At 59.9% G+C, this 26,945-nt stretch carries 23 protein-coding genes and 3 tRNA genes; 11 read left to right on the top strand and 15 right to left on the bottom strand.

Features of this window, described 5'->3' with window-relative positions; translation table 11 throughout:
* The first annotated feature begins 106 nt into the window (after window positions 1–106).
* Window positions 107–1,408 carry a transglycosylase SLT domain-containing protein gene (locus tag ACXAIC_RS21215; RefSeq protein WP_475185147.1) on the top strand — a complete coding sequence of 434 codons (1,302 nt, stop codon included), beginning with the start codon at window positions 107–109 and terminating at the stop codon, window positions 1,406–1,408.
* Between the two features lie 100 nt (window positions 1,409–1,508).
* A complete protein-coding gene (locus ACXAIC_RS21210; protein WP_475185141.1) occupies window positions 1,509–2,663 on the top strand; it encodes a DUF2336 domain-containing protein in 1,155 nt (384 codons plus the stop codon).
* Between the two features lie 91 nt (window positions 2,664–2,754).
* Here ACXAIC_RS21210 and ACXAIC_RS21205 read toward each other — a convergent pair whose 3' ends face one another.
* The 12 genes from ACXAIC_RS21205 to ACXAIC_RS21150 form a co-directional block, all read right to left on the bottom strand.
* Window positions 2,755–3,288 carry an Hpt domain-containing protein gene (locus ACXAIC_RS21205; protein ID WP_475185134.1) on the bottom strand — a complete coding sequence of 178 codons (534 nt, stop codon included), beginning with the start codon at window positions 3,286–3,288 and terminating at the stop codon, window positions 2,755–2,757.
* 131 nt (window positions 3,289–3,419) lie between these two features.
* The gene (locus ACXAIC_RS21200; RefSeq protein WP_475185127.1) at window positions 3,420–4,232 is read right to left on the bottom strand and encodes an NAD kinase; all 813 of its coding nucleotides are present in this window, start codon (window positions 4,230–4,232) and stop codon (window positions 3,420–3,422) included.
* Window positions 4,233–4,377: 145 nt separating this feature from the next.
* Window positions 4,378–5,157: a trypsin-like serine peptidase gene (locus ACXAIC_RS21195; protein WP_475185121.1), complete on the bottom strand. Its 780-nt coding sequence runs from the start codon at window positions 5,155–5,157 to the stop codon at window positions 4,378–4,380.
* 139 nt (window positions 5,158–5,296) lie between these two features.
* A complete protein-coding gene (locus tag ACXAIC_RS21190; RefSeq protein ID WP_475185116.1) occupies window positions 5,297–6,820 on the bottom strand; it encodes a sulfatase-like hydrolase/transferase in 1,524 nt (507 codons plus the stop codon).
* Window positions 6,817–7,599 carry a phosphonoacetaldehyde hydrolase gene (phnX, locus tag ACXAIC_RS21185; RefSeq protein WP_475185112.1) on the bottom strand — a complete coding sequence of 261 codons (783 nt, stop codon included), beginning with the start codon at window positions 7,597–7,599 and terminating at the stop codon, window positions 6,817–6,819. The genes ACXAIC_RS21190 and phnX overlap by 4 nt, the downstream gene beginning before the upstream one ends.
* Window positions 7,600–7,608: 9 nt before the next feature.
* Window positions 7,609–8,736 carry a TIGR03364 family FAD-dependent oxidoreductase gene (locus tag ACXAIC_RS21180; RefSeq protein ID WP_475185106.1) on the bottom strand — a complete coding sequence of 376 codons (1,128 nt, stop codon included), beginning with the start codon at window positions 8,734–8,736 and terminating at the stop codon, window positions 7,609–7,611.
* A 12-nt stretch (window positions 8,737–8,748) separates the two neighbouring features.
* A complete protein-coding gene (locus ACXAIC_RS21175) occupies window positions 8,749–9,852 on the bottom strand; it encodes an ABC transporter ATP-binding protein (RefSeq protein WP_475185103.1) in 1,104 nt (367 codons plus the stop codon).
* Complete coding sequence (locus ACXAIC_RS21170; protein ID WP_475185098.1) at window positions 9,849–10,856, bottom strand: ABC transporter ATP-binding protein; 1,008 nt, start codon at window positions 10,854–10,856, stop codon at window positions 9,849–9,851. Before ACXAIC_RS21170 ends, ACXAIC_RS21175 begins: the two co-directional genes overlap by 4 nt.
* A 10-nt stretch (window positions 10,857–10,866) precedes the next feature.
* A complete protein-coding gene (locus ACXAIC_RS21165) occupies window positions 10,867–12,018 on the bottom strand; it encodes an ABC transporter permease (protein WP_475185091.1) in 1,152 nt (383 codons plus the stop codon).
* Window positions 12,019–12,021: 3 nt separating this feature from the next.
* Entirely contained in the window at window positions 12,022–13,014 is a 993-nt protein-coding gene (locus tag ACXAIC_RS21160; RefSeq protein WP_475185085.1) for an ABC transporter permease, read from the bottom strand.
* Window positions 13,015–13,304: 290 nt separating this feature from the next.
* Complete coding sequence (locus ACXAIC_RS21155) at window positions 13,305–15,359, bottom strand: ABC transporter substrate-binding protein (RefSeq protein ID WP_475185080.1); 2,055 nt, start codon at window positions 15,357–15,359, stop codon at window positions 13,305–13,307.
* Between the two features lie 117 nt (window positions 15,360–15,476).
* Complete coding sequence (locus ACXAIC_RS21150) at window positions 15,477–16,370, bottom strand: LysR family transcriptional regulator (RefSeq protein ID WP_475185076.1); 894 nt, start codon at window positions 16,368–16,370, stop codon at window positions 15,477–15,479.
* Between the two features lie 304 nt (window positions 16,371–16,674).
* On the opposite strand from ACXAIC_RS21150, the gene cyoA reads away from it, so the two are divergent.
* From cyoA to ACXAIC_RS21120, 6 genes are all read left to right on the top strand, one after another.
* A complete protein-coding gene (cyoA, locus tag ACXAIC_RS21145; protein ID WP_475185072.1) occupies window positions 16,675–17,592 on the top strand; it encodes a ubiquinol oxidase subunit II in 918 nt (305 codons plus the stop codon).
* Complete coding sequence (locus ACXAIC_RS21140; RefSeq protein ID WP_475185068.1) at window positions 17,592–19,634, top strand: cbb3-type cytochrome c oxidase subunit I; 2,043 nt, start codon at window positions 17,592–17,594, stop codon at window positions 19,632–19,634. Before cyoA ends, ACXAIC_RS21140 begins: the two co-directional genes overlap by 1 nt.
* Window positions 19,631–20,236, top strand: coding sequence for a cytochrome o ubiquinol oxidase subunit III (gene cyoC / locus ACXAIC_RS21135; protein ID WP_475185064.1), 606 nt, complete (start codon window positions 19,631–19,633; stop codon window positions 20,234–20,236). Before ACXAIC_RS21140 ends, cyoC begins: the two co-directional genes overlap by 4 nt.
* Window positions 20,237–20,246: 10 nt before the next feature.
* The gene (gene cyoD / locus ACXAIC_RS21130) at window positions 20,247–20,552 is read left to right on the top strand and encodes a cytochrome o ubiquinol oxidase subunit IV (RefSeq protein WP_475185060.1); all 306 of its coding nucleotides are present in this window, start codon (window positions 20,247–20,249) and stop codon (window positions 20,550–20,552) included.
* 120 nt (window positions 20,553–20,672) lie between these two features.
* On the top strand, window positions 20,673–21,689 hold the full coding sequence (gene adhP, locus ACXAIC_RS21125) for an alcohol dehydrogenase AdhP (protein ID WP_475185058.1): 1,017 nt from the start codon (window positions 20,673–20,675) through the stop codon (window positions 21,687–21,689).
* A 624-nt stretch (window positions 21,690–22,313) separates the two neighbouring features.
* Window positions 22,314–23,792: a methyl-accepting chemotaxis protein gene (locus tag ACXAIC_RS21120; RefSeq protein ID WP_475185052.1), complete on the top strand. Its 1,479-nt coding sequence runs from the start codon at window positions 22,314–22,316 to the stop codon at window positions 23,790–23,792.
* A gap of 219 nt (window positions 23,793–24,011) precedes the next feature.
* Here the strand turns inward: ACXAIC_RS21120 and ACXAIC_RS21115 are convergent, their stop codons facing one another.
* The 3 genes from ACXAIC_RS21115 to ACXAIC_RS21105 all read right to left on the bottom strand — a co-directional run bounded on the left by ACXAIC_RS21115 (window position 24,012) and on the right by ACXAIC_RS21105 (window position 25,718).
* Window positions 24,012–24,371: a hypothetical protein gene (locus ACXAIC_RS21115; protein ID WP_475185050.1), complete on the bottom strand. Its 360-nt coding sequence runs from the start codon at window positions 24,369–24,371 to the stop codon at window positions 24,012–24,014.
* A gap of 229 nt (window positions 24,372–24,600) precedes the next feature.
* A tRNA-Thr gene (locus tag ACXAIC_RS21110) sits at window positions 24,601–24,676 on the bottom strand.
* A gap of 205 nt (window positions 24,677–24,881) precedes the next feature.
* Complete coding sequence (locus ACXAIC_RS21105) at window positions 24,882–25,718, bottom strand: TrmH family RNA methyltransferase (protein WP_475185044.1); 837 nt, start codon at window positions 25,716–25,718, stop codon at window positions 24,882–24,884.
* A 788-nt stretch (window positions 25,719–26,506) separates the two neighbouring features.
* On the opposite strand from ACXAIC_RS21105, the gene ACXAIC_RS21100 reads away from it, so the two are divergent.
* The 3 genes from ACXAIC_RS21100 to ACXAIC_RS21090 form a co-directional block, all read left to right on the top strand.
* Window positions 26,507–26,591 (top strand) — tRNA-Tyr (locus tag ACXAIC_RS21100).
* Window positions 26,592–26,613: 22 nt separating this feature from the next.
* Window positions 26,614–26,687, top strand: a tRNA-Gly gene (locus tag ACXAIC_RS21095).
* Between the two features lie 170 nt (window positions 26,688–26,857).
* Window positions 26,858–26,945, top strand: an 88-nt coding sequence (locus ACXAIC_RS21090) for a GTP-binding protein (RefSeq protein ID WP_177938619.1), incomplete at its 3' end; no start/stop codon positions are given.

The following is a 26,945-nucleotide window of genomic DNA, read 5'->3' as shown; positions in this document are numbered from 1 at the left end:
CCCAGGGCCCTCCAAATGGCGTCGGCTGTGGGCTGTTAAGGATTTGTTAACTATTAAAGCGCGAAATTAACCAAGTGATAACCAGTTCCGTCGAGGAGATAGGGGCATGCGTGTTGCCGACACACCCTCGATCGCGTCTCGGATCGAGCTTGCATTTCAGTCAGCGAGTAACTCAACAGGAACGTCTTTTGACTACCTGGTGAAAACGGCTGCCCGGGAATCTTCCTTCAATCCGGCGGCAAAGGCCAAGACGTCGAGTGCGACGGGATTGTTCCAGTTCATTGAATCCACCTGGCTGGAGACAATGAAAGAGGCGGGGCCCCGGCACGGGCTTGAGAAATATTCCGACCAGATTCAGCGCAGCAAGAGCGGCAAATTCTACGTCAAGGACGCCCAGATGCGGCAGGAGATCCTGGATCTGCGCAAGGATCCGGAAATCTCGTCCATGATGGCGGGCGCCTTGACCCAGAAAAACGCCAACTACCTGGAGCGCAGGATCGGCCGGGAGCCGACCGATGGTGAGCTTTACATGGCCCACTTCCTTGGGGCACATGGCGCCAGCCGTCTGATCGATGCCACCAATGCCAATCCCGATATGCGTGCCGACAAGATGTTTTCTGCCCAGGCGCGGGCCAACAAGCCGATCTTTTATGAAAGAAACGGCAAGGCCCGGTCCATGCAGGAGGTCTATGAGGTCATCGTTTCAAAGCATGATGCGGTGTTGAGAATAGCCTCTGCCGGAAACAGCAAGGATCTGCGCAGTTCGGGCGAACTTCTCAACGTGGCGGCCTTGCCGTCTTCTAAGCCGCTTCATGCCATTCAGGGTATTGATCAGGAAGAGTTCGATCATCTGGCAGGCGATCCTGCGGCAGCCTTTGCCATGCGCTCCAAGCCTCTGTCTCCGGGCCAGATTGCCGCGGCTGCGTCCGGTTTGCCAGGGGTAAATGAGATTGCGCTGGCGGAAACCAGCGTGCCCCTGCCGCAAAGACGCCCGGATCAGAGCACGGAGGCAGCCGGGCCTGGTGAGCCGGCGCCGGTGACCGTGGCGGCTGCAAACCAGCCTGAACCGCAGGATCCGCGTGAAGCGGCCATCAATGGCACTGCTCCCGACACGCCGAGGGCCGCGTCCCGGGTTGTGTCAGCATTTCAGGCTGCAGAAACTGCCAACCCGTTCGAAGCCTTGTTCCGAAATGATCAAGGGTCCTCGGATGCCGGTATGAATCCGCGCTTTGCCTCTGCCTTTGCAGCGGTGGAAGAGGCAGCCCTGTTTGGCACCTTGTTCGGCGCGTCCAACCAGGTGGCGGCACAGGAGCTGGCTCTTGCAGATCAGGGCGGTCCGCTCGATCTGACACGGTTTTTGCGGCTGAAGGCAGAGGAAGAGCAGAAGGATCTCCTGCCGCCAGCCTGATCACTTTTATAAACGGGTATCGGCAAAATTATAGTGAACCGATCGTTAAGTCTTTGCTGTCAGACTGGTTTCAGTTTCTTGAAACAGACAGATTGCCGCCATGACCGGACACGACCTTTTGCATGTGACCCACGACGATGATCGGGAGCAGGATATTCTTTCCGCGAAGGAAATCGCAGAAAGATGCCTGGCCGCCGAAGACGGCAGTGAGGAAAGGGTGACCATGGCTGCGGCGTTGACGGTTCTTCTGGACGATCCCAGCCGGGGCGTGCGAAAGGCGATTGCCAGGGTTTTGGCCAAAAGCGCCTATGCGCCCGGACATGTGGTCCGCTGTCTGGCGAGTGATGTCGACGAGGTCGCCGTGCCGGTCCTGTCATCATCCCCGATTTTGAGCGAAGCGGAACTGGTCGACCTTCTGGCGCAAGGCAATGATGCGGTTCAAGCGGCAATCGCCGGACGGGCCGATCTCCCGGCTTCGGTCAGTGCCGCTCTGTGCGAGGTCGGCAGCGAAAGTGCCTGCCGCGCCTTGCTGGCCAATGGCTCGGCGCAGGTGCTGCAATCCTCTCTTTTGCGGCTTGCACAACGGTTCGAAGACCGCCCGGACATTTGCGACCAGTTGCTCAAGACCCGCGATCTGCCGCTGTCCAACCGCTATGAACTCTTGATGCGGTTGGCGGAAAGCCTGGACGACCATCCGCTGGTTCTGGAACGGGTGCCGGAAAACCAGCGCCATACTTTCCTGAGTGATGCGGAGGACAAGGTGGTTCTGCGTCTGGCGCTTGAGGCCAGCGAAGCCGAGCTGCCGGAGTTTGTTGAACATCTGCGCGCCCGGGGCAAGTTGAACACCCGCTTGCTGCTGCGCTCTGTCTGCTGCGGGCGATTGCGGTTCTTTGCTGCTGCGCTTGCCAATCTGGGTCAGGTGCCGCTGCCGCGCTTGTGCAAATTGCTCATGACTGTGCGCCGCTCCGCGCTTCAGGCCATCCTGCGCAAGGCTGGACTGCCGTTGCGCGCACATCAGGCGTTCCTTCTGGCAATCGATATTGCCCGTCAGGCTGATGCGGATTTTACCTATGATCTGGCATTGGATGAAGCCCGGCTTCTGACCGAGACCCTCCTGGAAGAGATGCAGGATGGTGCGCTTGGGGCCGATGAGGATGTCGCGGCCTTCCTTCGCCGCTTCGCCATAGAGGTGGCCCGGCTGGAGGCGCGCCTCTTGGTGAAAAACGGAACCTTGCAGGTCACCAAAGCTGCTTAGAGCCTCGTGCGATCAGTCTGCACCATTTGATGCTGGAAAGCAGATCCTTCGGCAAGGCGCTTTGCGCAGCGCGATGCGGCAGGTGCTGCCGTCAGGCGTCGTCGTCAGATGGTGGCGGAAACTGTTTCAAATAGTCTTCCGAAACGCTTTCAAGACTTTCAAGAAGCTCCACACCGGTCTTGTTGCCGTCATCCTTGGCGCCTTCCATGACCATGGCCCGGATGGCTTCCACATAGCGTTCGGCCAGTTCCAGCGGCAGTTTGTCGGCAGAAGGAACGGTTTCGATCAGATGGCAGAACCCTGCGGCGACCTGGCCGACCAGCGGAAAGCCAAGCGTCAGGGCCTGGCCCTTGATATTGTGGGCTGCCTGGAACAGGGGCGCCAGTGTGTCTTCAGAAAGGCCCTCGCTCTGGAGACAGTCCCAGGCACTCAATAAGTCCTTGGTTTCGTTATCCATCCAGTTGCCGAAATGGCTTGAAAGGCGTTCCAGGGCCGCTTCCGCCGCCTTGACTGGATCGAACTTCTTGGCTTCCCGGGGCGTGAGAACACGGACTTTCCTGCGCAGATCGTCAGGCGGGGTCAAGACTTCGTATTCCTGTTCCGGATCCTGAACGGTTTCGGCCATGGGTGGTTTTGTCTCCGTGGGCAGCAGACCTTAAAGGGTGTTGCGGACAGTATGATGGTACAGCCTTAACAGGCTGTTGCCATTGCCGCTCTTCACCGGATCTTTGCCTCGCGGCGCAGGGCCCGAGGCAGTCAGTACCGGAACATCTCGCTCAGGATACGCTCATCCCAGTCATGATCGGCATCGAACATGATCACCCCCTGGATGTCCTGCGCTTCGCAGACGGAGACCCGGGTGACATTGCGGATTTCCTTGTGGTCTGCAGAAGCGCTGACCGGGCGTTTGTAGGAGGCCAGAATGTCGATATCAACAGTCGCGTGGTTGGGCAGCAGGGCGCCGCGCCAGCGCCGGGGCCGGAAGGCACTGATGGGCGTCAGCGCCAGAAGCTGGGCGGTGATCGGCAGTATCGGGCCGTGGGCGGACAGGTTATAGGCGGTGCTGCCGGCCGGTGTCGCCACGATGATGCCGTCGCAGACAAGCTCGTCCAGCCTGGTCTTGCCGTCGACGGACACCATGAGCTGCGCGGCCTGGGAGGTCTGGCGCAAAAGAGAAACCTCGTTGATGGCCAGCGCCGTGTGACGGGTGCCGCTTTCATCCAGCGCAGTCATCTTAAGTGGCCGGATGGTGGTGGTGTCGGCTTTGGCAAGCCGTTCGGGCAGGTCGTCTTCCCGGTATTCGTTCATGAGAAAGCCGACCGAACCCCGGTTCATGCCATAGATCGGCGTGCCCCCAGCCATATGCTCGTGCAGGGTCTGCAGCATCAGGCCATCCCCGCCCAGGGCCACGATCACGTCGGCGGATTCTGCTGCCACGTTGCCATAGCGGGCGGACAGGGCGAGGAGCGCGCTTTGAGCCTCTTCCGTGTCGCTGGCGACAAAGGCCAGCTTGTCGGTCGCAACAGGGCGGGGATCAGCAGATGTCACGGAGATCGCAGCTTGGTTCATGGGGCACTGGGGTCACTTGTTGTCTGGCCGCTGAAAAGAATTGTCACGGCATCGCCATGCGTCTCAAGCAGCGCATGCCCTGTCGGAAGATGGACCTCTACCATAGCGGGATTTGCGCTTGCGAGCAGTGCTTTTTTCTGAAGGACTACTTTTCCGGTTTCTGCCGTGGGAGCCCGGCAGGCTTTGGCAGGTCTGGTGCGGTGGTTTCTGCCGCCTGATCGCAAGAGGCGGTCTTGATCAAGTCCTGCCATTCGGAAAACGGAACGACAACCGAGCGTTCGTCATTGATCTTGGCAGACATGACGGCGGCCACCCGGGGGCCGAAGATCGTGTTGACCATGAGCGGGCCGCCGGAGGCTCCGGTTTCCGTATTGCAATCGGTGATCCAGACATCGGATTGGCTGCCGAGAACGGAACAGGAGGACACGACGGTTGGCAGATAGGGCCGGCTGCGCCGGTAGCCAACGGACAGAAAGCGGCTGGTGGAGGGTACGCGTTTTGATTCTTCGGGCGTCAGCGCAGGCAGGGGAAACAGCGTGCTCGGTTCCTTCAGGATTATCAGGCCGATGTCAGAGCGCAATTCACTGATTTTCGGCCGCCGGCGGGGAATATAGCTGTCAAGGGTGAGCAGGCATTGCGCTTCCAGGCGGGCGGCATATTCATCCCGCCGGACCCCGGCAATGAAAAGGACCTCCTCGGCGGGCAGTTTCTTTTTTGTCTTGGACGAGACGATGCAATGGGCGGCGGTGAGCACCTTGTTGGGGGCAATCAGAGTACCCGTGCAGCTGGAGACGGATTTATACCCGGCCCGGTTCACCCGGCCGATGGAGTGCCAAGGATAGTCCGTGCTGTCGATAACCTTGAGCTCGGCCTTTGCAGCGGCAGCTGCAGTAGGGGACGCCAGCGCGAGGATTGCGCAAAACATCAGCCAAGCCAATATGTTGAGTGTTGATCCGGCTGAAACCTGGTTGGCCTTGCCATCCCGCATTGCGTCTTGCCCTTATGTCTCGCAGTCCTTGGCGCCTTGCACGTGCACGAAGGGGCCGGACCCGGTGCGAAGCGGTCTATTGGCTATAATAGTCCCAGACCATCGTTCTTGCGAGTGTCTCGTCATTGTGCCGAAGGCGGGTGGAAAGCAGCGCCTCGGCCTGCTGAAGAGCGACGTCCGGCGGGGCTGAGGGCACGTGGCCGAACCCGTGCGGGTCTGAGCGGCCGGACAGCAGGTTGGGCAGCCCGGAAAAATGGACATAGTGCCAGTCCTCAGTCAGCCGGGAGATAAGGGCGGGAGCCGTGTCCGGCGCCGTTCCCGGGAGCGTTTCTGGCCCCAGACCGGGAAAGAGATGGGGCCAGCGCCGGATCAGCTCCCGGAAGTCATATTCCCACAGAGCCGCGTCCCGCCATTTGAGAGGGGGTTGCCCTTTCAGGAACGGCATCAACGTGCTGCCATCGGGGGCGTGCTGCGGATCGAGATCCAGAAGATCGAGCAGCGTCGCGAAAATGTCGACAGCGGACGTGTAGGCGGTAACGCGATTGCCTTCAAGGCCCCCGGGCAGGCGGATCATCAGCGGGATATGATAGCTCTGACGAAAATAGCCGCCTTTGCCCAGCATCCAGTGATCGCCCATCATTTCCGCATGGTCGGAGGTAAAGATGACCATCGTGTCCGGGAAGGCTGTCAGTGCTTCGAAGATCCGGCCGAGCTGGGCATCGACTTCCGTGATCATGCCGTAATAAAGCGCGCGGATGCGGGCCAGATCCCGCCGGCTTAGATCCCGGACAAGACCGTCAGCGCCTGGAATGTGGCTGGCGAGCTGCTGATACGCCTGAAGCGCGGCGATCAGGGGATGAGCCGCAGCTTCCAGGTCAGGGGTATCGGCCCCGGCAAAGTCCGGACCGCTGTCCGGGTCATAGAGCTTGTTATAGGGCTCCGGCACCGCCATGGGCGGATGGGGCCGCAGAAACGAAATATGGGCCATGAAGGGGGCCCCTTCCGTCTCTCTTTCTGCGAGCCAGTCCAGAAAGGCATTGGTCAGGAAGGCGGTCTGGGTTTCATCGCTCGCATAGCGCGGTGCGTTCAGCGAGATCCTTTCACCCTTTTCCGGGGCCACATGATGAATGCTGTCAAAATGGGACGGGTCGTGGCCTCTCGAGGCAAGCCAGGAAAGCCATGGCTTGTCGTCTTCCGGCAGGCTCTGTCGCACGTCAAAGCCCGGTAAAACACCCTCATAGGTCTGAAGCGCCGGATCGGCAGGATCGTGCAGCCGCGGGTCCGGTGAAGTGTCCGTATAGCCGAAGAGGGTTGGCCGGTAGCCGGCCCTCCGGGCGGCGCGGGCAAGGTTGTCGAACCGGTCATCCAGCGGTGCGCCGTTCCAGACGACCCGGTGGTTCATCTGGTAAAGGCCGGTATAGAGGCAGGCGCGGGCAGGCGAGCAGGGTGCGGTGCCTGCATAATGCTGTTCGAATACCGTTGCGGTTCTGCCAAACGCATCCAGATGGGGCGTTTTCACTACGGGATGGCCTAGGCTGCCGATACAGTCTCCACGCCACTGGTCGGCGGTGATGAGGAGAATATTCGGGCGTCGGGTCATCTCGCCTCCAGTTTTTCGATCAGGGCCGGAAGATCGGCCACCGTGTCTATCACATGGTCGGCCCCGGCCTGTTTTAGCTTTTCTGTGGCAAAGGCGCGCAAGGCGTCGATTTCATCAGAGGTGAGGGCTTCCAGCTCCTGCGGTGTCTTGCCCGCATAATTGCCGGACAGGGCAAGGCCCACTGTCACACAGCCTGCGGCGACGCCTTCGGCAATGCCTGGTTCCGTGTCATCCACCTTGATGACCGCCTGGGGCGGATAGACCACCAGATCGACAAAACACTTATACATGCCAAGCGGGCCGGGGCGGCCTTCCGGCAGATCGTCGGCACAGACCAGATTGTCCGGTGCATAGCCCTGGCGTGCCGCCTTCGGCAGTACCCGCTCCATGATCGAACGGGTGTAGCCCGTGGTTGACCCAATCTTGAGGCCCTTGTCCCGGAGGGTTTTGACCATGCTGGCAGCGCCCGGCACCAGGTCGGCGAAATCGGCGACGACCTCCTCGTTCATGGGAACGAAGACCTCATAGACCCTGTCCACATCCGCGTCAGCCGGAGCTGCGCCATATTTGGCGGCCCATTGGGCGGCAATGTCCGGGTCGTTCATCATGTCGCGGATGTGATCCCATTTCGGCTTGCCCATGGGACCTCTGGCCTGATCGATGGTGGCCGTGATGCCAAACGTTCCGAAGGCCTTGACGAAGACCCCCATTGGCGCAAAGGACCCGAAATCGATCATCGTACCGGCCCAGTCGAAAACGACCGCTTTGAATTTGCTCATAATTTTTCCTCAGGCATACAGATTGGCAATGGTTTCCTCACCAATGGCAAAGGCGGTTGAGGCGCCGCAGCCGGCCGTCACCATGACAACCCGTGTGGCATCGTCCGGCGCATCGGTCAGGCGCCAGCGGTCCGGGGCCGAGGCATAGGTGCCGATCCAGGTTTCCGAGACCTCGTAGGCGCCCAGATCGAGCAAGGTGTTCATCTCGGTCAGGATCAGATCGTTCACGCCCTTTTCGATAAAGGGGTCCGGGGTCGGGTCATAATGGTGGCTGTCGCCCACCACGAGGCTGCCATCGGCCGACTGGACCACGATCAGGTGAATGCCGTTCTCCCGGTATGCGCGCATGTCCCGGTCGAGCCGGGCCTTCAGGGCCTCGGCTTCAGGTAGTTCTGCATAGCCGAGATAGCGGGCCAGGCCGAGATCGGACATGACGGCTGTGCCAAGCGCAGTCTTCTTTTCCGGTGTGACCCGGAGCATCTGCAATTTGCAGCGGGAAACGTCATAGGAGGCGATGCGGCCGCTGAAAAGGGTTGTGCCGTCATCGCCCGGACAGACGACCACAGTGTCCGCATGCACAGGCCCGCGCGAGGTTTCAAGCTTTGGCGTGTCGACCGCATTCACGCTTGTCTGCCACAGGAAGTCGACCCCGTGGGCTGCTTCCAGCCAATTGGCGATCTGGGGCAGAGCGTCTTTGGATTCCACCCGCACCTCCAGGGGCGAATAAAGCGCACTTGAAATGGTGTTCGGGCGCAGGCAAGGCACTTTTTCGGCAGCTTCGCTGGCCGTCAGCTGGCGGCATTCGGCGCCCATCTCGGTTTTCAAAAAGGCGTTTATCACGGCCTCCGATTCCGGCAGCCGGGCGGTCATGGTCAGGCCTTCCTGCAACAGCTCGATCTCGGCGGCCTTTGCCACGTCGCCCCAGATAGAGCGGCTGCGCGCAGCCATGGTCCAGCAGTCACCGGCCTGCTGGCCTGTCACGGTCACAAAGCCGAAATTGCGGATAGAGGCGCCGTTCGCGACACTGTCGCGCTCGATCACAACAACCTTCTTGCCGCGTTTGACGGCGGCCAGCGCATGTGCGAGGCCGACGATCCCGGCGCCGACAACGGCGAGATCATAGGATGTCTGTCTCATACGGGACGTCTCTCAGGCTTTTAGTTTTGGTCTTGAGAAGTCAAAGTCTTCGGTAAAGTGGCAAGCCACAAAATGCTCTTCCGATACCTCCCGCCACTCTGGTGGCTCTGCGGAGCAGCGCTCTTTGGCAAAGGGGCAGCGGCTATGGAAACGGCATCCGGCAGGGGCGTCCAGGGGATTGGGGATTTCCCCCTGAAGCCGGATCGGGTTGAACTCCACGTCCGGATCGGCCTGGGGGATCGCGGATAAGAGCGCGTGGGTGTAGGGGTGCTTGGGGTCGAAAAACAGTTTTTCGGTTGGAGCATATTCCACAAATTTGCCCACATACATTACCGCCACCCGGTGGCTCATCTGGGCCACGACCGACAGATCGTGCGCGATGAACAGGAAGGCCACATGCATCTCTTCCTGCAGATCTTTCAATAGGTTGACGATTTCCGCCTGGATCGAAACGTCAAGAGCAGATACGCTTTCATCGCAGACGACAAAATCGGGCTTTGAGACGAGCGCGCGGGCGATGCAGATGCGCTGGCGCTGACCGCCGGAAAAGGCGTGTGGAAAGCGGCGCAGATGTTCCAGGTTGAGCTTGCAGCGTCCTGCAATCTCGCGCACCCGCGCATCGATGGCCTCCCGGTCCTTCATCATGCCGGAGGCAATCAGGGGTTCTGCAATTATGTCGCGCACGGTCATGCGCGGGTTGAGGGACGAATAAGGGTCCTGGAACACCAGACTCATCTTGGAGCGGAACAGGCGCAGCCGGTCCGCCGCCAGGGTCGACAGCTGCACCTTGCCTTCAGAAAAGACCATGTTCATGTGCTGGCGGAATTTGCGCAGCTCTTCGCCCTCCGCATGGGCAACGTCAATGTCCTGACCGGCCGTGTGAAAGATCACATCCCCGTCCGTCGGATCAATGGCCCGCAGGATGGCCCGCCCGACCGTGGTCTTGCCGGACCCGGATTCTCCCACAAGACCGACGGTCTCGCCCCGCCGGATCTCAAAGGAGACGCCATCGACGGCCCGGAGCTGGCGGGTCTCTGAGGAAAACAGCTTCTTCTTGCGGACGGGAAACCGGACTTCCAGGTCCTTGACCTCAATAAGAACGTTGTCCGTGCTCATGCTGCGCTCCTTCCCTGCTCGGGCTGCTGGTAGAGCCAGCAGCGCACCGACCGTTCCGGACCGGAGGGGGGCTCCGGGGGTGCGTTCACGTCACAGGTGCCGGAAACCGCATCCGGGCAACGGGTGTGGAAGGGGCAGCCGGACGGGCGCTCTGTGGGGCTCGGAATGTCACCGGGGACCGGAGAGAGCCGGTCATGCAGGGTATCGAGGCTCGGGATCGCCTTGAGCAGCCCCTGAGTGTAGGGGTGCTGGGGCCGCCGGATGATGTCCCGGGTCGGGCCGCGCTCGACAATGGTGCCCAGATACATCACCGCCACCTCGTCTGCGATCTGGGCAATCACGCCCAGATCGTGGGTGATGAAAATCATGGACATTCCCAGATCCCGCTGCAGGGCGCGCATCAGGTCCAGCACCTGGGCCTGAATGGTCACGTCAAGGGCTGTTGTCGGCTCGTCGGCAATCAGAAGCGCAGGGCCGGCGGAAAGGGCAAGGGCAATCATTGCCCGCTGGCGCATGCCACCGGACATTTCGTGGGGAAACTGGTCCACCCGCTCGGACGGATTGGAAATGCCGACCTTGTCCAGCATTTCCACTGCCAGATCCCGGGCCATGCGGCGGCTGCAGTTCCGGTGCAGTCGGATGGCCTCCATCATCTGATTGCCGATGGTATAGACGGGGGAAAAGCTGGCCATGGGTTCCTGGAAGATCATGCCGATTTCCCCGCCGCGCAATTGCTGCAGGGCGCGGGAATTCCGCTTGATCTTGTGGATCCCGATCTCCTTGCCATCCTTGGCCCTGTAAGTGATCCGTGTGTCTTCCGACAGGCTGGCATTTCCGGGCAGAAGCTGCATGAGCGCCTTGGTGGAAATCGACTTGCCCGAGCCGCTTTCCCCGACAATCCCGAGGGTCTTTCCGGCTTCCACCGAAAAGCTGACGCCCTGAACCGGGGTGATACGGCCTTCATCCGTGTCGAAGGAAATGGAGAGGTTTTCAACGGTCAGCATGGTATGCTCCTCACTTCGCATCGCTATAGGGATCGGCCGCATCGCGCAGGCCGTCGCCGATCACGGTAAAGGCCAGCACCGCGACCACCACAAAGACGGCGGGAATGAACAGCCAGGGGGTCTGTTCGATCACCCGCACCGATTGGGCCTGCTGCAGCAGGACGCCCCAGGAGACGGTTGGCGGGCGCAGGCCAAGGCCGACAAAGGACAGGGCCGTTTCGGAGAGGATCATGTAGGGGAAGGAAATCACCAGATCGACGATGATGAAGCTGGTGAAGCTGGGCAGCATATGCTGGCCGATGATCCGTCCGGGCCGCGCCCCGGCCAGCCGGGCGGCGACCACATAATCTTCGCCCCGGATCGACAGGAGCTGGGAGCGGATGCGCCGGGCCAGGGTTGGCCAGCCGAACAGGCCAAGGATCAGTGTCATGGCGAAATAAACCTGGGTGGTCGACCATTCCTTCGGCATTGCGGCGGCCAGACCCATGTAGAGCGGAATGATCGGCACGACACGCACGACTTCGGTCACCCGCTGGATGACGTTGTCGGTCAGGCCGCCCGCATAGCCGGCAATGCCGCCGATCATCAGCGCCAGCACAAAGGAGATCAGGACGCCAATCACCCCAATGGAGAGCGAGGTGCGCGTGGCATACATGGTCCGGGAAAACACATCCCGGCCGAGATCATCGGTGCCCCAAAGATGTAGTTTGGCATTTGGGTCCGACAGGCCGAAGAGGTGGATATTGGAGGGAATGAGCCCCAGAATCCGGGTATGTTCACCCTGCACGAAGACCTGCAGATAGACCCTTTTGTCCGGGTCCGGCACGGAAATGGCACGCAAGGTTACCGGATCGCGCTTGGTGCTGACCCCATGAATGAAGGGCACGGCGGAACAGCCGTTCTGGTCGCAAAAGAGTGGGATCTGCGGGGCGCCATCAATGTATTTTGCATCCCGGGTGGTCGGGCCATAGGGGGCCACAAATTCGGCGAAGAGACCGAGTACGGCCATCAGGGCCAGAATGAAACTGGCCACCATCGCGGCCCTGTGGCGGCGGAAGCGCCACCAGATCAGGGTCCATTGGGAGGCTGAATAATATTTCAGTCGGCGCTGGCGTTCTTTTTCTTCGGCTTTGCCGAGCGGCTTGGCGGTCGCGTCCGTCATCGGTCAGGCCCCCAGTTTGATGCGCGGATCAAGCCACGCCAGAAGCAGGTCGGATACGAAATTCATGAAGACAATCACGAAGGTCAGAAGCAGAAGGATCGCGCCCGCGACATACATGTCCAGATCCAGATAGGCCCGCAGCAGCAGCTCGCCGAGTTCGGTCAGGCCGAGCACGGCCGCCACGATGGGCAGTTCCGAAAAGATGCGGTTCACGTCAAATCCGATCGTGGAGACAATGGGGTTGATGGCGAGCCTGGCCGGATATTTGAGCAGCAGCTTGCCTTCCGGAACGCCCCGGGCCCGGGCGGCTGTCACCGACAGGCGGTTCAATTCGTCGGACATGGTCGCGCGCATGGTCTGGATCTGATAGGCAACCGCCGACCAGGCCAGCACCACCGCCGGAAGCCACAGATGTTTGACCAGGTCCCAGAGCTTGGCCAGCGACCAGGGGGCGTCCTGATACGGGGCGGAAAAAAGCCCGCCAATATCGGCCCCGAACCATTTGTTGGCGAAATAAAGCAGGATCAGCGCCAGCAGGAAATTCGGCAGGGCCAGTCCAAGATAGGAAAAGACAGTCAATCCGTAATCCAGGGACGAGCCGCGCTTTACGGCCGCAAAGATGCCGACCGGAATGGAGATGGCGTAGGTCAGAAGCAGGGTGGTCAGGAGAATGCCAAGGGTCAGCCAGGCCTTGTCGCCGATCACCTTGACCACCGAGGTTTCAAAGGCAAAGGCCTGCCCGAAATCCCCGTGTAGGACGATGTTGCCGATCCAGTCGAAATAGCGCAGCACCATCGGCTTATCGAGGCCGAGATCGGCCCGGATGGCCTGGACATCCGCTTCAGTGACCGTGACACCGGTTCCGGAGAACTTCCGGAAGGCATAGCGGTCCGCATAGTCGCCGGGCGGAATTTCCATGATGATGAAGACCATTACGGAAACAAGCGCCATGGTGATGACCATGCCCAAAAAGCGCTCAAGCGTGAACCGAAGCATATGCCCTCTCCATCCTGGCAGCCCGGTACCGAGTGACCAGCGCCGAGTGACCAGTGCCGAATGCCCAGTGACTGGCGGTGGTGCCGGTTGCCTTTGCTGACAAACATCTTCTTGAGCGCCTGTCGAACCCTGCCTTCAAGGAAGCGCCCCTGCCGGAAACGGACTTGTGCGGTTCCCTTCCGGATTGGGGGATCGGGCAACAAGTCGCGTTTGAGTGTCTCCGGCAGACAGCCGGATCTGCTCACAAAGGGCCGGGACAGTGTGGCTGCCCCGGCACCCGGGTCAAAGGATTACTGTTCCAGCGACCACTGCTGCGGACGATACGGATAGGTCCAGTAGAAGTCGTAGGTCTTGGCTTTGATTGGCTGCACGTTTTTCAGGGTATTGTGGTACATGAAGGGCGCAACGATATCGCCGACGGTGCCGATCTTCAGCAGGTTGTCGACATGGATCTGGGCGATTTCCTGGCCCAGGCGGTTGCTTTCTTCAGAGCCCAATTCAACCTGAATGAACTTTTCCGACAAATCCCAGAGCTTCTTGATGTCCGCAGGCGGCTCGGTGCCTTCCTTGCCGCCGGATTCTTTCCAGGCGGCCCAGCCGAAGCCGGTGCCCGGGTTGAAATAATCACCGAAGGGCGGGATGAAGGCGGTCACATCCTGGGAGACGGTCGGACCGGCGTTGCCGTCATATTTCCAGGTGGTGACATCCAGGTCGTTGTTGTTCCCGGCTGCGCGGTATTCGTCCGAAGTCACTTCCTTCAGGTCGACGCGGACCCCGGCAGCGGACCAGTAGTCGCGCACCAGTTCCATCATCTTCACCGGAACACCCTGGCTGGAATAGACCAGACGGACCACCAGCGGCTTGCCGTCCGGACGCTCCAGCGTGCCGTCGCCATCTTCGTCCTTCAGGCCGATCTCTGCGAGCAGCGCCTTGGCGCCGTCCAGATCAAAAGCGATGTCCTTGTTCAGCATCTCATCGGTGATGAATGACACGGTCTTCGGCTCGGCCGGGACGCCCTGCATCGGCTTGCCCTGGCCCAGATAGACGATCTCGTTGATCTCGTCCCGGTTCATGGCAATGGACATGGCCCTGTTGAAGCGGATGTCGGAGAACAGCTTTGCCAGAACCGGATCCTTGTGGGTGCGGTTGAAGGAGAAGAAGACATTCTCGCCAAAGGTCGGGGCGAAGGAGACGGTGTAGTTGCCCTTGGCTTCGTTTTCCTTCAGGAGCGGAAAATCTTCCAGGAAAACAGCCTGCTGCTTCCAGTCGACTTCACCATTCATGATTTTCAGGTTCTGGACTTCCTTGTCGCCGATATAGGTCTCGGAGATCTCGGAAATATAGGGGAGCTGGTTTCCGGCCGTGTCCACCATGTGGAAATAGGGATTGGCGACCAGCTTGCGGCCTTCGGAGGTTTCCTCAACCACAATGTGGCTCTCCAGTGTCGGCACGACGGCGCGGCCGATCTTGGCCGCCTTGTCGCTGTCTTTCAGGAGCGGGGAGGGAACGTCTTTCCAGTCGGAACCGCCATAGTAGAAATCAACGGCAGCGGCTGCAGTCTCAAAGCCGTAGTCCTTGGCCAGCTTCTCAGCGTCCTTATTGTATTTCGGCATGAACTGGCTGAGGAAATGCTTCGGCTGGAACGGTTGGCCGTAGTCCACGGCAAATCGGTTCAGAATGCCTGGGGTCGGCACAGGGAAGGTGAATTTCACCGTGGCCGGATCAACGGCTTCCACTTTGACCGGCTCTCCGGCAAACAGCCAGCGCCCCGGGGTCTTTTCGTAGACAGCCGGGTTCAGGATGATGTCATTGTACCAGAAGGCAACGTCTTCGGCGGTGAAGGGCTCGCCGTCAGACCATTTGTGGCCTTCTCGCAGCTTGAAGGTCAGCTCGGTATAGTCATCGTTCCAGGTCCAGGACTTGGCGACATTGGGCACGACCGTCTGCAGGTCATCGGAATAGCGCACAAGATTGACGTGGCGCACGGACAGAAGGTCGGATGTGCCCGATTCCGTGCCCTTGGAGATGCCTTTCAGCACGCCGCCATAGGTGCCGATCTTCTGGTACGGGGCCACCACCAGCGGTTCGGCCGGCAGGCGCTCGGACACATCGGCCAGAGCCACATTGCCGAGGATCTTGCCATTCAGGTCGCCAATGGCCGGATTCTGGGCAAAGGCGAGGCTGCAGGAGGCTTTTTCCTCGAACTCGGCCAGTTCGAACTGTTCCGGATAGGCCGGAGTGAGGCCCTGCATGTCTGCAACAGTCACGCTAGGGCAGTTAGCCATGGCAGGGGAGGCCAGAACGGCCAGCGCTGCGCCGGACAGAAGAAGGGATTTGAAGGTCATTTTGGGCTCCTCGACGGGAAAATATGCGATGCCCTAGAAACGCCTGTTTCTTAACAGTTTGATGAAATACCAAAATGTATAATTTTAATCTATAGAATCCTGTCTGACATGAAAGTGTCAAACGCCGCGCAGGCTGTGGCGGAATGCCTCGACGGACGCGACTTTTTCCATGTCCTTCTGCCAGACAACAAAATGGTTTGCGGTCAGGCTCGGGTCGTCGATCTGAACCGCTACGCAGCCATCGCGCTCCGCGATTTCTGCTTCCATGGCGATTCCGACGCCGACACCGGAGCGGATCAGGGTGGCAAGGGCCCCCCATGAGCCAAGCGCCAGAACGGTTTTCGGTTTGACGCCTGCCACGGTGGCCGACGCCTCGAAAATCCGGCGCGTACCGGACGAGCTTTCCCGCTGAAGCAGGGAGAGGCCGGCGACATCCTCCCAGGTGACTGTGTCTTTGCCCCTGAGGGGGTGCTCTGGCGGGGCGGCGATGACGATACGTGTCTGGATCAGCAATTCCCCGTCAAGCCCGGCCGGGATTTCCCGTGCAGTGACAAACCCAATATCGATCTCGCCCGCCTCGAACAGATCCAGAATATCCTGGGTGGCCAGGGCACGGGCCTCAATTGCCACATCGGGATGTTTGGCCATGAAGGCGGAGATCCGGGGGATCGCCAGCTGATAGGTGGAATAGCCGATCCGCAACTGGCCGGACACGAGCGCCCGGTTGCGGTTCAGCTCGGTTTCCAGATCGGCGGTCAGCGCCAGCACGGCCCGGATCTTGGGCAGCAGGCCTTCCAGGGCCGGAGTGGGGGCAACGGAATAGCCGGACTTGGCCAGCAGCTTGGTCTTGTAGCGGCTTTCAAGGCCCTGGATGTGATTGGAGATGGAGGGCTGGGAGACGCCAATTTCCTTGGCAGCGGCTGAAAAAGAGCCGGTGCGGATCACCGCTTCCAGCGCCCGCAACTGCCCCAGGCTCAAATGGCTCTGACTGCGCGGTTTCAATCGTTCCATCGGTGACCGGTCTGTTCTTGAGGCTTCATCAGGGCGTTGCGGCGCCGTATCCTAGGCGGCTCAACCGCCGATTTCCACTGCGTGCCGTCCGTGTTTGGCAGAAGTGTCTGTTCCCTAGCGTAACTTTTTGAGGTGGCAGCCCTTTCAAACAGGACTGTGCTCCGCTAGGCTTTCTGTTGGTTGAAGATCGAAGCACCGCAAACCGTCGCGTTGATAGCGCTTGTTGGGGCAGACCGGAAGCGGAAACATATCCGCCCGGTGGCCGGTGTGCTGAGGTCTTGCACGGGGGAGCAATGTTGATCTGATGCGCAGGTTCATCTACCCGCTTCGTCACAGATCCGGCCCGGCGCTGCGTGCTGCAGGGCCTGTGCTGCTGCTTTCCGGCTGCGGGCTCTCCACAGCACCGATTGTCAACCCGGGCGGGCCGGTGGCGCTTGCCGAACGCGATCTGCTCTTCACTGCGTTCTGGATCATGATGATTGTCGCCGTGCCGGCCATCCTGCTGACGCTGGTATTTGCCTGGCGCTACCGCCAGTCGAACCATACGGCCACCTATACGCCCGGCTGGGGCGGGTCCTGGACCATCGAGACCGTGATCTGGCTGGTGCCTGCGGCAATCATTGTCGTTCTGGGCACGCTCGTGTGGGAGAGCACCCACAAGCTCGATCCCTACAAGCCGGTTGCCTCGGACAAACCCGCTTTCAAGGTACAGGCGGTCGCGCTCGACTGGAAATGGCTGTTTCTCTATCCCGAACTCGGCCTTGCCAGCGTCAATGAGCTTGCCTTTCCCGCTGATCGGCCCCTAACCATTGAAATCACCTCCGACACGGTGATGAATTCCCTGATGATCCCGGCGCTGGGCGGCCAGATCTATGCCATGGCGGGCATGCGCTCAGAACTTAATCTGCTGGCGGACGGGCCCGGCATTTTTGCCGGGCGCAACACCATGTATTCCGGAGACGGGTTTGCCGATCAGCATTTCAAAGCCCATGCACTCGGCCCGGACGGGTTCAAGCTGTGGCGGGCAAAAGTGTCGTCGACGGCTCAGGTGCTGGATGCCCGGGCCTATCTGGCGCTGCACAAGCCAAGCGTTGCCGATCCGGTGACCTATTACGGGTCCTTCGAACCAGGGCTGTTTGAGATCATCCTGCGCAAATACGCGCCGGTTGTCGGTCCTTACGAGAGTGAAGCGGCCGAACTGATCTGCCGGGGGGCTGCGTGATGCTGGGACGTCTGACGGTGGAGGCCATTCCGCTTTATTCCTGGGTTGCTATGGGCGGAGCCGGGGTGACGGTTGGCGGCGGGCTCGCGGTCTTTTTGCTGATTACCTATTTGCGCGCCTGGAAGCATCTGTGGACGGACTGGCTGACCAGCGTCGACCACAAGAAAATCGGCATCATGTATGTGGTGCTGGCCCTGGTGATGCTAGTGCGCGGATTTGTCGATGCGCTGATGATGCGCGCCCAGCAGGCATTTGCGCTCAACAATGACGGCTATCTGCCGCCGGAGCATTTCGAGCAGATCTTCTCCTCCCACGGCACCATCATGATCTTTTTCGTGGCCATGCCGTTCCTGACCGGCCTGATCAACATCATCGTGCCCCAGCAGATCGGCGCCCGGGACGTGGCCTTCCCGTTCTTGAATTCCGTCAGTTTGTGGATGACCGCCGCCGGGGCGGGGCTGGTGCTGATCTCGCTGGTGATCGGCAAATTCTCCACCGCCGGGTGGACCGGCTATCCGCCCTATTCAGGCATTGAATACAGTCCGGGCGTCGGCGTCGATTACTGGCTGTGGGCGCTGATTGTCAGCGGCATCGGCAGCACCGCGTCGGGGATCAATTTCATCGTCACGATCATCAAGAACCGCTGTCCTGGCATGACCTATATGCGCATGCCGATGTTCACCTGGACGGCCCTTTGCATCTCCATCCTGATCGCCTTTGCCTTTCCGGCCCTGACTGTGGTGGCGGTCCAGCTGACCCTGGACCGGAGCCTCGGCTTTCATTTCTTCACCAACGGGGATGGCGGCAACATGATGCTGTTTGCCAACCTCCTTTGGATCTGGGGGCATCCGGAGGTCTATATCCTCATCCTGCCCGCTTTCGGCATCTTCTCCGAGGTGGTCGCCACCTTTTCGCGCAAACGGCTGTTCGGCTATGTCTCCCTGGTCTATGCGACTGCCTGTATCGCCCTTCTGTCTTTTACCGTCTGGCTGCATCACTTCTTCACCATGGGCTCGTCCGCCAATGTGAATGCGGTGTTCGGTATTGCGACCATGATCATTGCCGTGCCGACGGGCGTGAAGATCTTCGACTGGCTGTTTACCATGTACCGGGGACGGATCGAGTTTCACCCAGCCATGGTGTTCACCATCGGCTTCATGGTGACCTTCGTGATCGGTGGTGTGACCGGGGTTCTACTGGCCCTGCCGCCGGCAGATTATCTGATGCACAATTCCACCTTCCTGGTGGCCCATTTCCACAATATGCTCATTCCGGGTGCCCTTTTTGGCTATTTTGCCGGGCTGAATTACTGGTTTCCCAAGGCCTTCGGCTTCAAGCTGGACGCCAAATGGGGCCTGCGCTCGTTCTGGTTCTGGATCATCGGTTTCTATCTGGCCTTCATGCCGCTTTATGTGCTCGGCTTCATGGGGATGAGCCGGCGCATGGAGCACTATGCAGATCCGGCCTGGCAGCCTTATCTGATTGTTGCGGCGCTGGGGGCAGTCTGCGTTCTGTGTGGCATCATCTGCATTGCGGTGCAGCTATACGTGTCTGCCAGGGCCTGGGGCTCGGCCCGGGATGTGACCGGCGACCCGTGGAACGGGCGCACCCTGGAATGGGCGACAGCGTCTCCTCCCGCTCCCTATAACTTTGCGGTTCTGCCGCATGTGCACGAAATCGATGCCTTTTACGACATGAAGCTGCAGGGCACCGCCTACCGGCCTCCGCACGCCTATGAGGCCATCGTGATGCCAAAGAGCAGCGCTCTGGGGCCTTTGCTGGGTGGCCTGTCTTTTGTGCTCGGCTTTGCCATGGTCTGGTATATCTGGTGGCTGGCCGGGCTGGCGTTTCTGGGATGCCTTGTGTGCATTGGTTTTCGCGCCTGTGATGATGACACGGAGTTTGTGCTCCCGGCCGAGGAGGTGGCCAGGCTGGAGGCGGAACGGTTCTCCCGGTTCGGTCCGGCGGACCACCACGACATGCGGGCGTTTCAGCCCATCGGGGCCGCTTCCGGCGCTCCTCTGGCAGGGAGGGCAGGATGAGCGCCACGGCCGGGTCTGAAACGCTTCTTCAACATGAGGAACAGAAGGCGCTGGAGGCGCGGGACTTTGGCTTCTGGGTCTATCTGATGACCGACGCCATTCTTTTTGCCCTGCTATTTGCCTCTTATGTGGTTCTTTCGGGCAATTCAGCGGCCGGACCGGCGGCGCGGCAGCTGTTTGATCTCGCCCACACGGCCGGGGAGACGGTGCTGCTGTTGCTCTCCAGCCTGACCTTCGGGATTGCCTCGATAGCGATGGCCGCAGGCAAGGCGGAGCGGGTGGTGGTGTGGCTTGTGATCACCCTCAGTCTCGGCCTCGGTTTTCTGGCGATGGAGCTTTGGGAATTTCACGGCATGATCGCACAAGGGGCGGGGCCTGGCACCAGTGGCTTTCTGTCCGCCTTCTTCACCCTGGTCGGCACCCATGGCCTGCATGTGGCCTTCGGCGCGATTGGTATCGGCGTGATGATTGGGCAGGTTCTGGTCAAGGGGCTGACGCTGCCGGTGCGCTCCCGTCTGTTCCGGCTGGGGCTTTTCTGGCACTTTCTCGACATTGTCTGGATCGGGATCTTCTCGGTGGTCTATCTGCCGGGGGTGATGTAGGAGACGCACGATGGATCCATCCGCCCAGCCCAGCCTCTCCACCTATCTGACCGGGTTCGTGCTCGCCGCCCTTTTGACGGCAATCCCCTTTGGTCTTGTCTGGGGCGGGCTTTTGACGGGAGTGGCCGTTTATGGGGTCATAGCTGCGGCGGCCCTATTGCAGGTGCTGGTGCATCTGGTGTTCTTTCTGCATCTCAATGTGAGATCGACTCCGGGAGAAAACCTGTTCTTTCTCGGGTTTGCGGCGGTGCTGATCCTCATCATGCTCGGCGGCAGCCTCTGGATCATGTTCGACCTGCATCACCGGATGATGTGAATGGCGCCCGTCCTGGCCTCTTCCTGCCCTTGAAAGTCAAAACTCTTGCGTTTGATCAATGACGGGCGCAACCGTTCGTGCGAGCACGGGCCTGTCTTGTAGCAGGCATAGGAAAAGCTCATGTCAAAGATGAAAGCTGCCGTTGTGCGGGCCTTCGGGGACCCGCTCGACCTGTGCGAAGTCGACAAGCCTGAGGTGAAGGACGGCAAGATCGTCGTCAAGGTGATGGCCTCGGGCGTGTGCCATACGGATCTGCATGCCGCAAATGGCGACTGGCCAGTCAAACCCAATCCGCCTTTCATTCCGGGCCATGAGGGCGTCGGGGTGGTTGCTGAGGTTGGTGCCGGGGTGACATCGGTGAAGGAAGGAGACCGGGTCGGGATACCCTGGCTCCATTCGGCCTGTGGTCATTGCAAACACTGCATGGGTGGCTGGGAGACCCTGTGCACGGACCAGCAGAACACCGGCTACAGCGTCAATGGCGGCTTTGCCGATTATGTGCTCGCCGATCCGGACTATGTCGGTCATCTTCCCGACGGGCTGGAGTTTGCTCCGGCCGCGCCGGTCCTGTGTGCGGGTGTGACCGTCTATAAAGGTCTCAAGGAAACCGAGGCCCGTCCGGGGCAAACGGTGGTGATCTCCGGCATTGGCGGCCTCGGTCACATGGCCGTTCAATATGCCAAGGCCATGGGGCTCCATGTGATTGCGGTCGATATTTCCAGGGACAAGCTTGATCTGGCCAGCTCTCTTGGGGCGGACAAGGTCATCAATGCACTTGAAACCGACCCGGTAGCTGAAGTTCAGGCAGGCGGTGGTGCCGAAGGGGTTCTGGTCACCGCCGTTGCGGGCAAGTCCTTTGAACAGGGTGTCGGGATGCTGGCCCGTGGCGGCACCATGAGCCTTGTTGGTCTGCCGCCGGAGGACTTTCCGCTGTCGATCTTCGACACGGTGCTGAACGGCAAGACAATCCGCGGGTCTATTGTCGGCACCCGCCTTGATCTGGCCGAGTCGCTGCAATTTGCCGCAGAAGGCAAGGTGGCCGCCCATTATTCGGAAGAGACGCTGGCGGATGTGAACAGTATTTTCGACCGGATGAAGGCAGGCGCCATTGACGGGCGGATCGTGATGGCGATCTAGAGGGCATCGTGCGCTAAGTCTGCACCATTTGATGCTGGAAAGCAGTTCCTTCGGCAAGGCGCTTTGCGCAGCGGGATGCGGTGTATCGCGCAAGCGAGGCAACGCTGCCTATGGGCTGCGTTCCATCACCCGAGGGGCCGGTCTGCTTTGCCCGCTGACATCGTTGGATCGCACTTTTGGTGGGAAACACCAGGGCGCGCGATCCGCCTCCTCAGCAGACAAAGCAGATCCGGTCAAATCGCGCAGACGTGTCGCACGATGCTCTTGGGGCCGCGGCCGGGGCCGGAAGTGGTGGTGGTCTGGTCTTCATCTGCGCTGCTGCTGTTTCCGGCCCAGTTCTGCAGGCGCGAATCTGGGGCATATTCGAGCAAAGCGCCGGTTTTGGTTTGACGAAGTGGGGTGCGTTTTACTTGAATTGATTTAATTTTAAATTGTAAAAATTTCCTATAAATTCTGTAAAAATACGTAGTGTAGTGAATTTATTTTCAATCTAGGGTATTATTTGTATCGTTTTTTGTTTTTTTATTTTTATCTGTTTAGTTATGCGCTCGTAAGTCAATATTAAGTCTTTTTTTTTAAGGTTAGACCCTACGGAATATCGTGATGTTAGGGGGACCCGCCGCCATGAAGCTTGCAAAGCCGGCGATTTCAACACTTGTAACGACCGCCACCAAGCAATTGATGGCCAATGTGATGATTGCAGATAGCGACTACAATATCGCCTATCTGAATGATTCGCTCATTGAGCTTCTGAAAGAGGCTGAACCGGATATCCGCCAGAAATTCCCGGATTTCCGGGCGACCGAGCTTATCGGCAAATCGATTGATATCTTCCACAAGAACCCGGCCCACCAGCGTGGCCTGCTGTCGTCCCTGACATCCGTGCACAGGGCGACCATCCAGATCGGTGACAGGAGTTTTGACCTGATCGCCAGCCACATCAACAAGGGCGGCAAGAGGATTGGCACTGTGGTTGAGTGGGGCGATGCGGCCGAGCGGCTGCAGAACCTGGAATACGGGGCCAAGATCGAGGCGCTTGGCAGGTCCCAGGCGGTCATCGAGTTTACTCCGGACGGCACCATTTTGGATGCCAATGACAATTTCCTGAACGCGCTCGGGTATTCGCTTGCGGAGGTGCGTGGCCAGCATCACCGGATCTTTGTGGACCGGGACTTTGCAGCCTCCGGCGACTATGTCCGGTTCTGGGAAGAGCTTGCGGCAGGCAATTATCAGGGTGGGGAATTCAAGCGGATCAACAAGTCCGGCGGAGAGATCTGGATCCAGGCGGTCTATAACCCGATCTTCAATGAGCAGGGCGAGCCTTATAAGGTGGTGAAATTCGCGACCGACATCACCGCGCAAGTGGAAGAACGCCGGCGGCGCGTGGATGTACAGGCCACGATCGACAAGGATCTGCAGGCAATTACCACCTCTCTGTCAGAAACGGCTCAGCAGGCAACCACCTCCGCAGATGCCTCTGCCCAGACCTCTGCCAGCGTGCAGACGGTGGCAGCGGCAACGGAAGAACTGGTGGCCTCCATTCAGGAAATCAGCCGTCAGGTGCAAACCGCCCAGAGCGTGTCTGCCGAGGCGGTGTCGGAGGCAGGCAAGTCCAGCGAGATCATGTCTGGCCTGTCGGAAGACGCCAAGACCATCGGCAATGTCATTGATTTGATCGACAGCATCGCCAACCAGACCAACCTTCTGGCGCTCAACGCCACAATCGAGGCAGCACGGGCCGGGGAGGCGGGCAAGGGCTTTGCGGTGGTTGCCTCGGAGGTCAAGAGCCTTGCCTCCCAGACCAGCAAGGCAACAGAGGAGATTTCGGCCCAGATCGTCAACATGCAGGCGACGACGGATCAGGCGGTGCAGGCGATTGAGTCGATCATGGGCATCATCAGTCAGGTCAGTGAGATCTCGGCCAGCATCTCTTCCAGCGTGGAAGAGCAGAATGCGGTGACGCAGGAGATTTCCAGCAATATGCAGACCGCTTCCGAAGGGGCGGAACTGGTGGCCTCCAACATCAAGTCGATTTCCAACTCCACTGCCGAAATCGACGCTGCGGCCCACAAGGTCCGCGAAGCCTCCCGCTCCGTGGCTTAAGGGCCGCCGCCGCGCCGGGGCCGGTGCAAGGCTGCTTGGGAATCGAACCCGTCCGCCGTTCCGGCGGGCGGTTTTTCTTTTGTTAGAGGCATCGCGTTCCGTCAGCTTCCCGTCTTACGGCCTGAAATCAGAGCGATAACCGCAAAGAGAACACAGATCGCCTTCACATAAGTGCGGCACACCCTGGGGAATCTGATCCCGGACAGGCGAAGCGGATTTTCAGGATGCTTTCACCAGCCGCTGCCAGGCGGTTTCATCAGCCGCTTTCAGTTTTGCCAGAGCTGCTTCCGCTTCGGTCTGCAGCGTGTCCTTGTTCCTGTCTTTGACGGCTTCAATCTCCTCGACCAGCCTGTCAATGTCCGGCAGGGGCGTGGCTGTGGCTGTCGACAGGGTCTGAAGGGCTTCGAGGATCTTGCCAAGCTGTTTGCCGTAACTGGCCACATCGGTCTGGATCTTCTGTTCCAGCTCGATATTGCCCTTGATCTCCGGCGACAAAAACCGCGGAACGATTTCCTGGGTGACATTCCCGGAAAATGGGGCCTTGAAAATCGGGGCCCAGACGTCAAATGGATTGGTCACACTCGCGTTCCTTTCACATCGAGAGGGGGAACGGCGCAAATCGCCCGTGTCTGGAAAGGCTTTGCGCTTCCCGGTCCAGAGTGTGAAGTTTACCATAAGCGAAGGGGCTTGCGGTGCTCCGGCCAAGCTGCGGTCTGCTGGAATTTTCAGCAACACCCTGACGAACCGCAACGTGCTTGTTGGCGCATAAGCGTAAGATGAGGAAAATATCAAAAAATCAGGGAGTTCATGGTGCCGGCAGCAGGATTCGAACCCGCGACCCCGAGATTACAAATCACGTGCTCTACCAGCTGAGCTATACCGGCGCCGGGAAAGGCTTCTACCAGATTGCGGCCGCTTGTCCATGCCCTGAAGACGTTTTTTGGGGCAAGACGGCTAAAAAACCGCCAAGCCCCTCAGACCCTTTGAAAAATTGCATTGCCTCTGTGGATAATCCGGGCAGGGGGCGGTGGTGACGCATGGGCGGAGATCATTGAAGCCCGAGTACGGAGCAATTGACCCTTTGGCGTGTCAGAGGCCCATCTTCATGCGCGCCACATATAAGGACAGCACTGCCGCGTTGGAGACGTTCAAAGAGCGGATCTCACCGGGCATGTCGAGCCGGGCCAGCAGGCCGCAGGCCTCGCGCACCCCCTGGCGGACGCCTTTGCCCTCAGAGCCAAGCACCAGAACCGTCTTGTCCGTGAACTGCGTGTCTTCAAGGCTGGCCGGACCGTCGCTGTCCAGCGCGATGGCGCCGAAGCCCTGGGTTTTCATTTCGGTGACAAAGCGGGCCATGTTCTTCACCCGCACATGTTTGATCATGTCGAGCGCACCAGAGGCGGATTTGGCAAGCACCGGGCCTTCTTCCGGAGCGTGGCGTTCGGTGGTTACCACCGCATCCGCGTCAAGAGCCACGGCCGAGCGCAGGATTGCACCCACATTATGGGGGTCTGTCACCTGGTCCAGGGCCAGAACCAGCCGGGCGCCTTTCAGTTCTTCCACCCCATAGGCGGGCAGGGGATCGGCCTCCAGAATCATGCCCTGGTGGACTGCGTCCTTGGTCACCATCCTGCCGAGGGCCCTTGGCATCAGGGTCTCCACCGGCACATCTATGGCAACACTGCGCTCCGACAGCCGGTTCTGCGCGTTTTCGGTTGCATAAAGCTTCAGCCGCTTGCGGTCGGGATTGGCAAAGGCGGCTTCAACCGTGTGCAGCCCATAAAGAAGGACGGGGCCTTCGGGCGGAAGGCCCGGGCGGCGCGGGCCCGGCTTGCCGCCTGCCTTTTTGGAAAAGCGGGCGCCGGACGGCGTGCCGGAGCGGGATCTGGCCGGTTTTGGCCGGTCCGAATTTGAATTCTGCGTCATGGGGCAGCTCTAGCGCCAAACCGGGGCCAGGGGAAGGGGGCAGCCGTCTGCCGTATCGTTTCATAGGCCAGATCACGCAGTCCTCTTGGAAGATTGAGGGTCCGAAGGGGCATCTCATCAGGGGGCGGCGGTTGTTGCGTCCTGTTATGCTCATGGATCTGTCTTGGCGCTCGCACCGTCCGGGCCGCCGCGCCGGGACCTTTGAGCGGCGGCGCTCTATATCCGCTGCCGTGGGTGGTGTCGCATCCCGTGCGGGGCGGCGCAGGTGGGAGGCTTCGCTGAATGGACTTTCCTGTTTCTTGGAAGAAGGGCGAGGTCTCGCATCAAAAAGGGGCTGAGCTTTCATGCTGGCGGTCTGTCGTTCAGGCGGGCGCTCGGCTCCATTTGCGGCTCTGACACGGCCTTCGCTTCGGTACAAGAACCAGGAAGGGACTGTTTTTTCAAAGGTGTGACACTTTCAGGCGACCCCTATGGGGACGCCAGGCAGGCGCGCCAAGTTGTCCACAGGTACAGCGTTAAGCTGGGGCCATGAACGGGAAAAGGGGCGGGAAACCGTGACATCGGGCCCTGGGGAAGGCACTCTCGTGCAGACGGCAAGCAAGGCATTCTCGAGCGTTCGGAGCAGGTGTTTCGAACGTCATCCTGATTTTGTGCATTTCTTTGCAAAATCAGCGTTGACACGGCAGGGCCGCATCTGCATAACACGCGCCACGGGATTGCTCGCCCCTTCCGGGCGGGCTCTCCGGTAAAAGCCATCCTGATCGCTTCGGCGTGAAGCAGGACGAGATGGAGGAGTGCCCGAGTGGCTAAAGGGGACGGACTGTAAATCCGTTGGCTATGCCTACGTTGGTTCGAATCCAACCTCCTCCACCATCGTTCCTGGTTCTCTCGTTGTGCGGGTGTAGCTCAATGGTAGAGCAGCAGCCTTCCAAGCTGACGACGAGGGTTCGATTCCCTTCACCCGCTCCATCATGGGGCTAACCGGAGTGTCCGGAACGGAAGGCTCTTTCGCCCGGAAATCCTGAAAAATAGTTCTACGGGAAGCAATTCGTCGCTCGCGGATCTGTCCAAGGCGCCGGAGAGTGGCCCGACTCGAGCCTATATCGACCGAACCGAGTATTGGACAGAGAGCGACGCCGATGGCGAAGGAAAAATTTGAGCGCACGAAGCCGCACGTTAACATTGGCACGATTGGCCACGTTGACCATGGCAAGACGACGCTGACAG

This window comes from Roseibium sp. AWQ4_254 (assembly GCF_056161025.1).
The sequence above is the reverse complement of the archived record's forward strand: the minus strand, read 5'-3'. Positions and strand labels throughout refer to the sequence as shown.

What these genes read in the sequence shown, in the direction of transcription:
- ACXAIC_RS21105 (WP_475185044.1), bottom strand. Translation starts at nt 25,718, where the DNA reads ATGACGCAGAATTCAAATTCGGACCGGCCAAAACCGGCCAGATCCCGC.
- cyoC (WP_475185064.1), top strand. Translation starts at nt 19,631, where the DNA reads ATGAGCGCCACGGCCGGGTCTGAAACGCTTCTTCAACATGAGGAACAG.
- ACXAIC_RS21140 (WP_475185068.1), top strand. Translation starts at nt 17,592, where the DNA reads ATGCTGGGACGTCTGACGGTGGAGGCCATTCCGCTTTATTCCTGGGTT.
- ACXAIC_RS21195 (WP_475185121.1), bottom strand. Translation starts at nt 5,157, where the DNA reads ATGTTTTGCGCAATCCTCGCGCTGGCGTCCCCTACTGCAGCTGCCGCT.
- ACXAIC_RS21165 (WP_475185091.1), bottom strand. Translation starts at nt 12,018, where the DNA reads ATGACGGACGCGACCGCCAAGCCGCTCGGCAAAGCCGAAGAAAAAGAA.
- ACXAIC_RS21200 (WP_475185127.1), bottom strand. Translation starts at nt 4,232, where the DNA reads ATGAACCAAGCTGCGATCTCCGTGACATCTGCTGATCCCCGCCCTGTT.
- cyoA (WP_475185072.1), top strand. Translation starts at nt 16,675, where the DNA reads ATGCGCAGGTTCATCTACCCGCTTCGTCACAGATCCGGCCCGGCGCTG.
- ACXAIC_RS21175 (WP_475185103.1), bottom strand. Translation starts at nt 9,852, where the DNA reads ATGAGCACGGACAACGTTCTTATTGAGGTCAAGGACCTGGAAGTCCGG.
- ACXAIC_RS21150 (WP_475185076.1), bottom strand. Translation starts at nt 16,370, where the DNA reads ATGGAACGATTGAAACCGCGCAGTCAGAGCCATTTGAGCCTGGGGCAG.
- ACXAIC_RS21205 (WP_475185134.1), bottom strand. Translation starts at nt 3,288, where the DNA reads ATGGCCGAAACCGTTCAGGATCCGGAACAGGAATACGAAGTCTTGACC.
- ACXAIC_RS21160 (WP_475185085.1), bottom strand. Translation starts at nt 13,014, where the DNA reads ATGCTTCGGTTCACGCTTGAGCGCTTTTTGGGCATGGTCATCACCATG.
- ACXAIC_RS21210 (WP_475185141.1), top strand. Translation starts at nt 1,509, where the DNA reads ATGACCGGACACGACCTTTTGCATGTGACCCACGACGATGATCGGGAG.
- adhP (WP_475185058.1), top strand. Translation starts at nt 20,673, where the DNA reads ATGTCAAAGATGAAAGCTGCCGTTGTGCGGGCCTTCGGGGACCCGCTC.
- ACXAIC_RS21120 (WP_475185052.1), top strand. Translation starts at nt 22,314, where the DNA reads ATGAAGCTTGCAAAGCCGGCGATTTCAACACTTGTAACGACCGCCACC.
- ACXAIC_RS21180 (WP_475185106.1), bottom strand. Translation starts at nt 8,736, where the DNA reads ATGAGACAGACATCCTATGATCTCGCCGTTGTCGGCGCCGGGATCGTC.
- ACXAIC_RS21170 (WP_475185098.1), bottom strand. Translation starts at nt 10,856, where the DNA reads ATGCTGACCGTTGAAAACCTCTCCATTTCCTTCGACACGGATGAAGGC.
- ACXAIC_RS21190 (WP_475185116.1), bottom strand. Translation starts at nt 6,820, where the DNA reads ATGACCCGACGCCCGAATATTCTCCTCATCACCGCCGACCAGTGGCGT.
- cyoD (WP_475185060.1), top strand. Translation starts at nt 20,247, where the DNA reads ATGGATCCATCCGCCCAGCCCAGCCTCTCCACCTATCTGACCGGGTTC.
- phnX (WP_475185112.1), bottom strand. Translation starts at nt 7,599, where the DNA reads ATGAGCAAATTCAAAGCGGTCGTTTTCGACTGGGCCGGTACGATGATC.
- ACXAIC_RS21215 (WP_475185147.1), top strand. Translation starts at nt 107, where the DNA reads ATGCGTGTTGCCGACACACCCTCGATCGCGTCTCGGATCGAGCTTGCA.
- ACXAIC_RS21155 (WP_475185080.1), bottom strand. Translation starts at nt 15,359, where the DNA reads ATGACCTTCAAATCCCTTCTTCTGTCCGGCGCAGCGCTGGCCGTTCTG.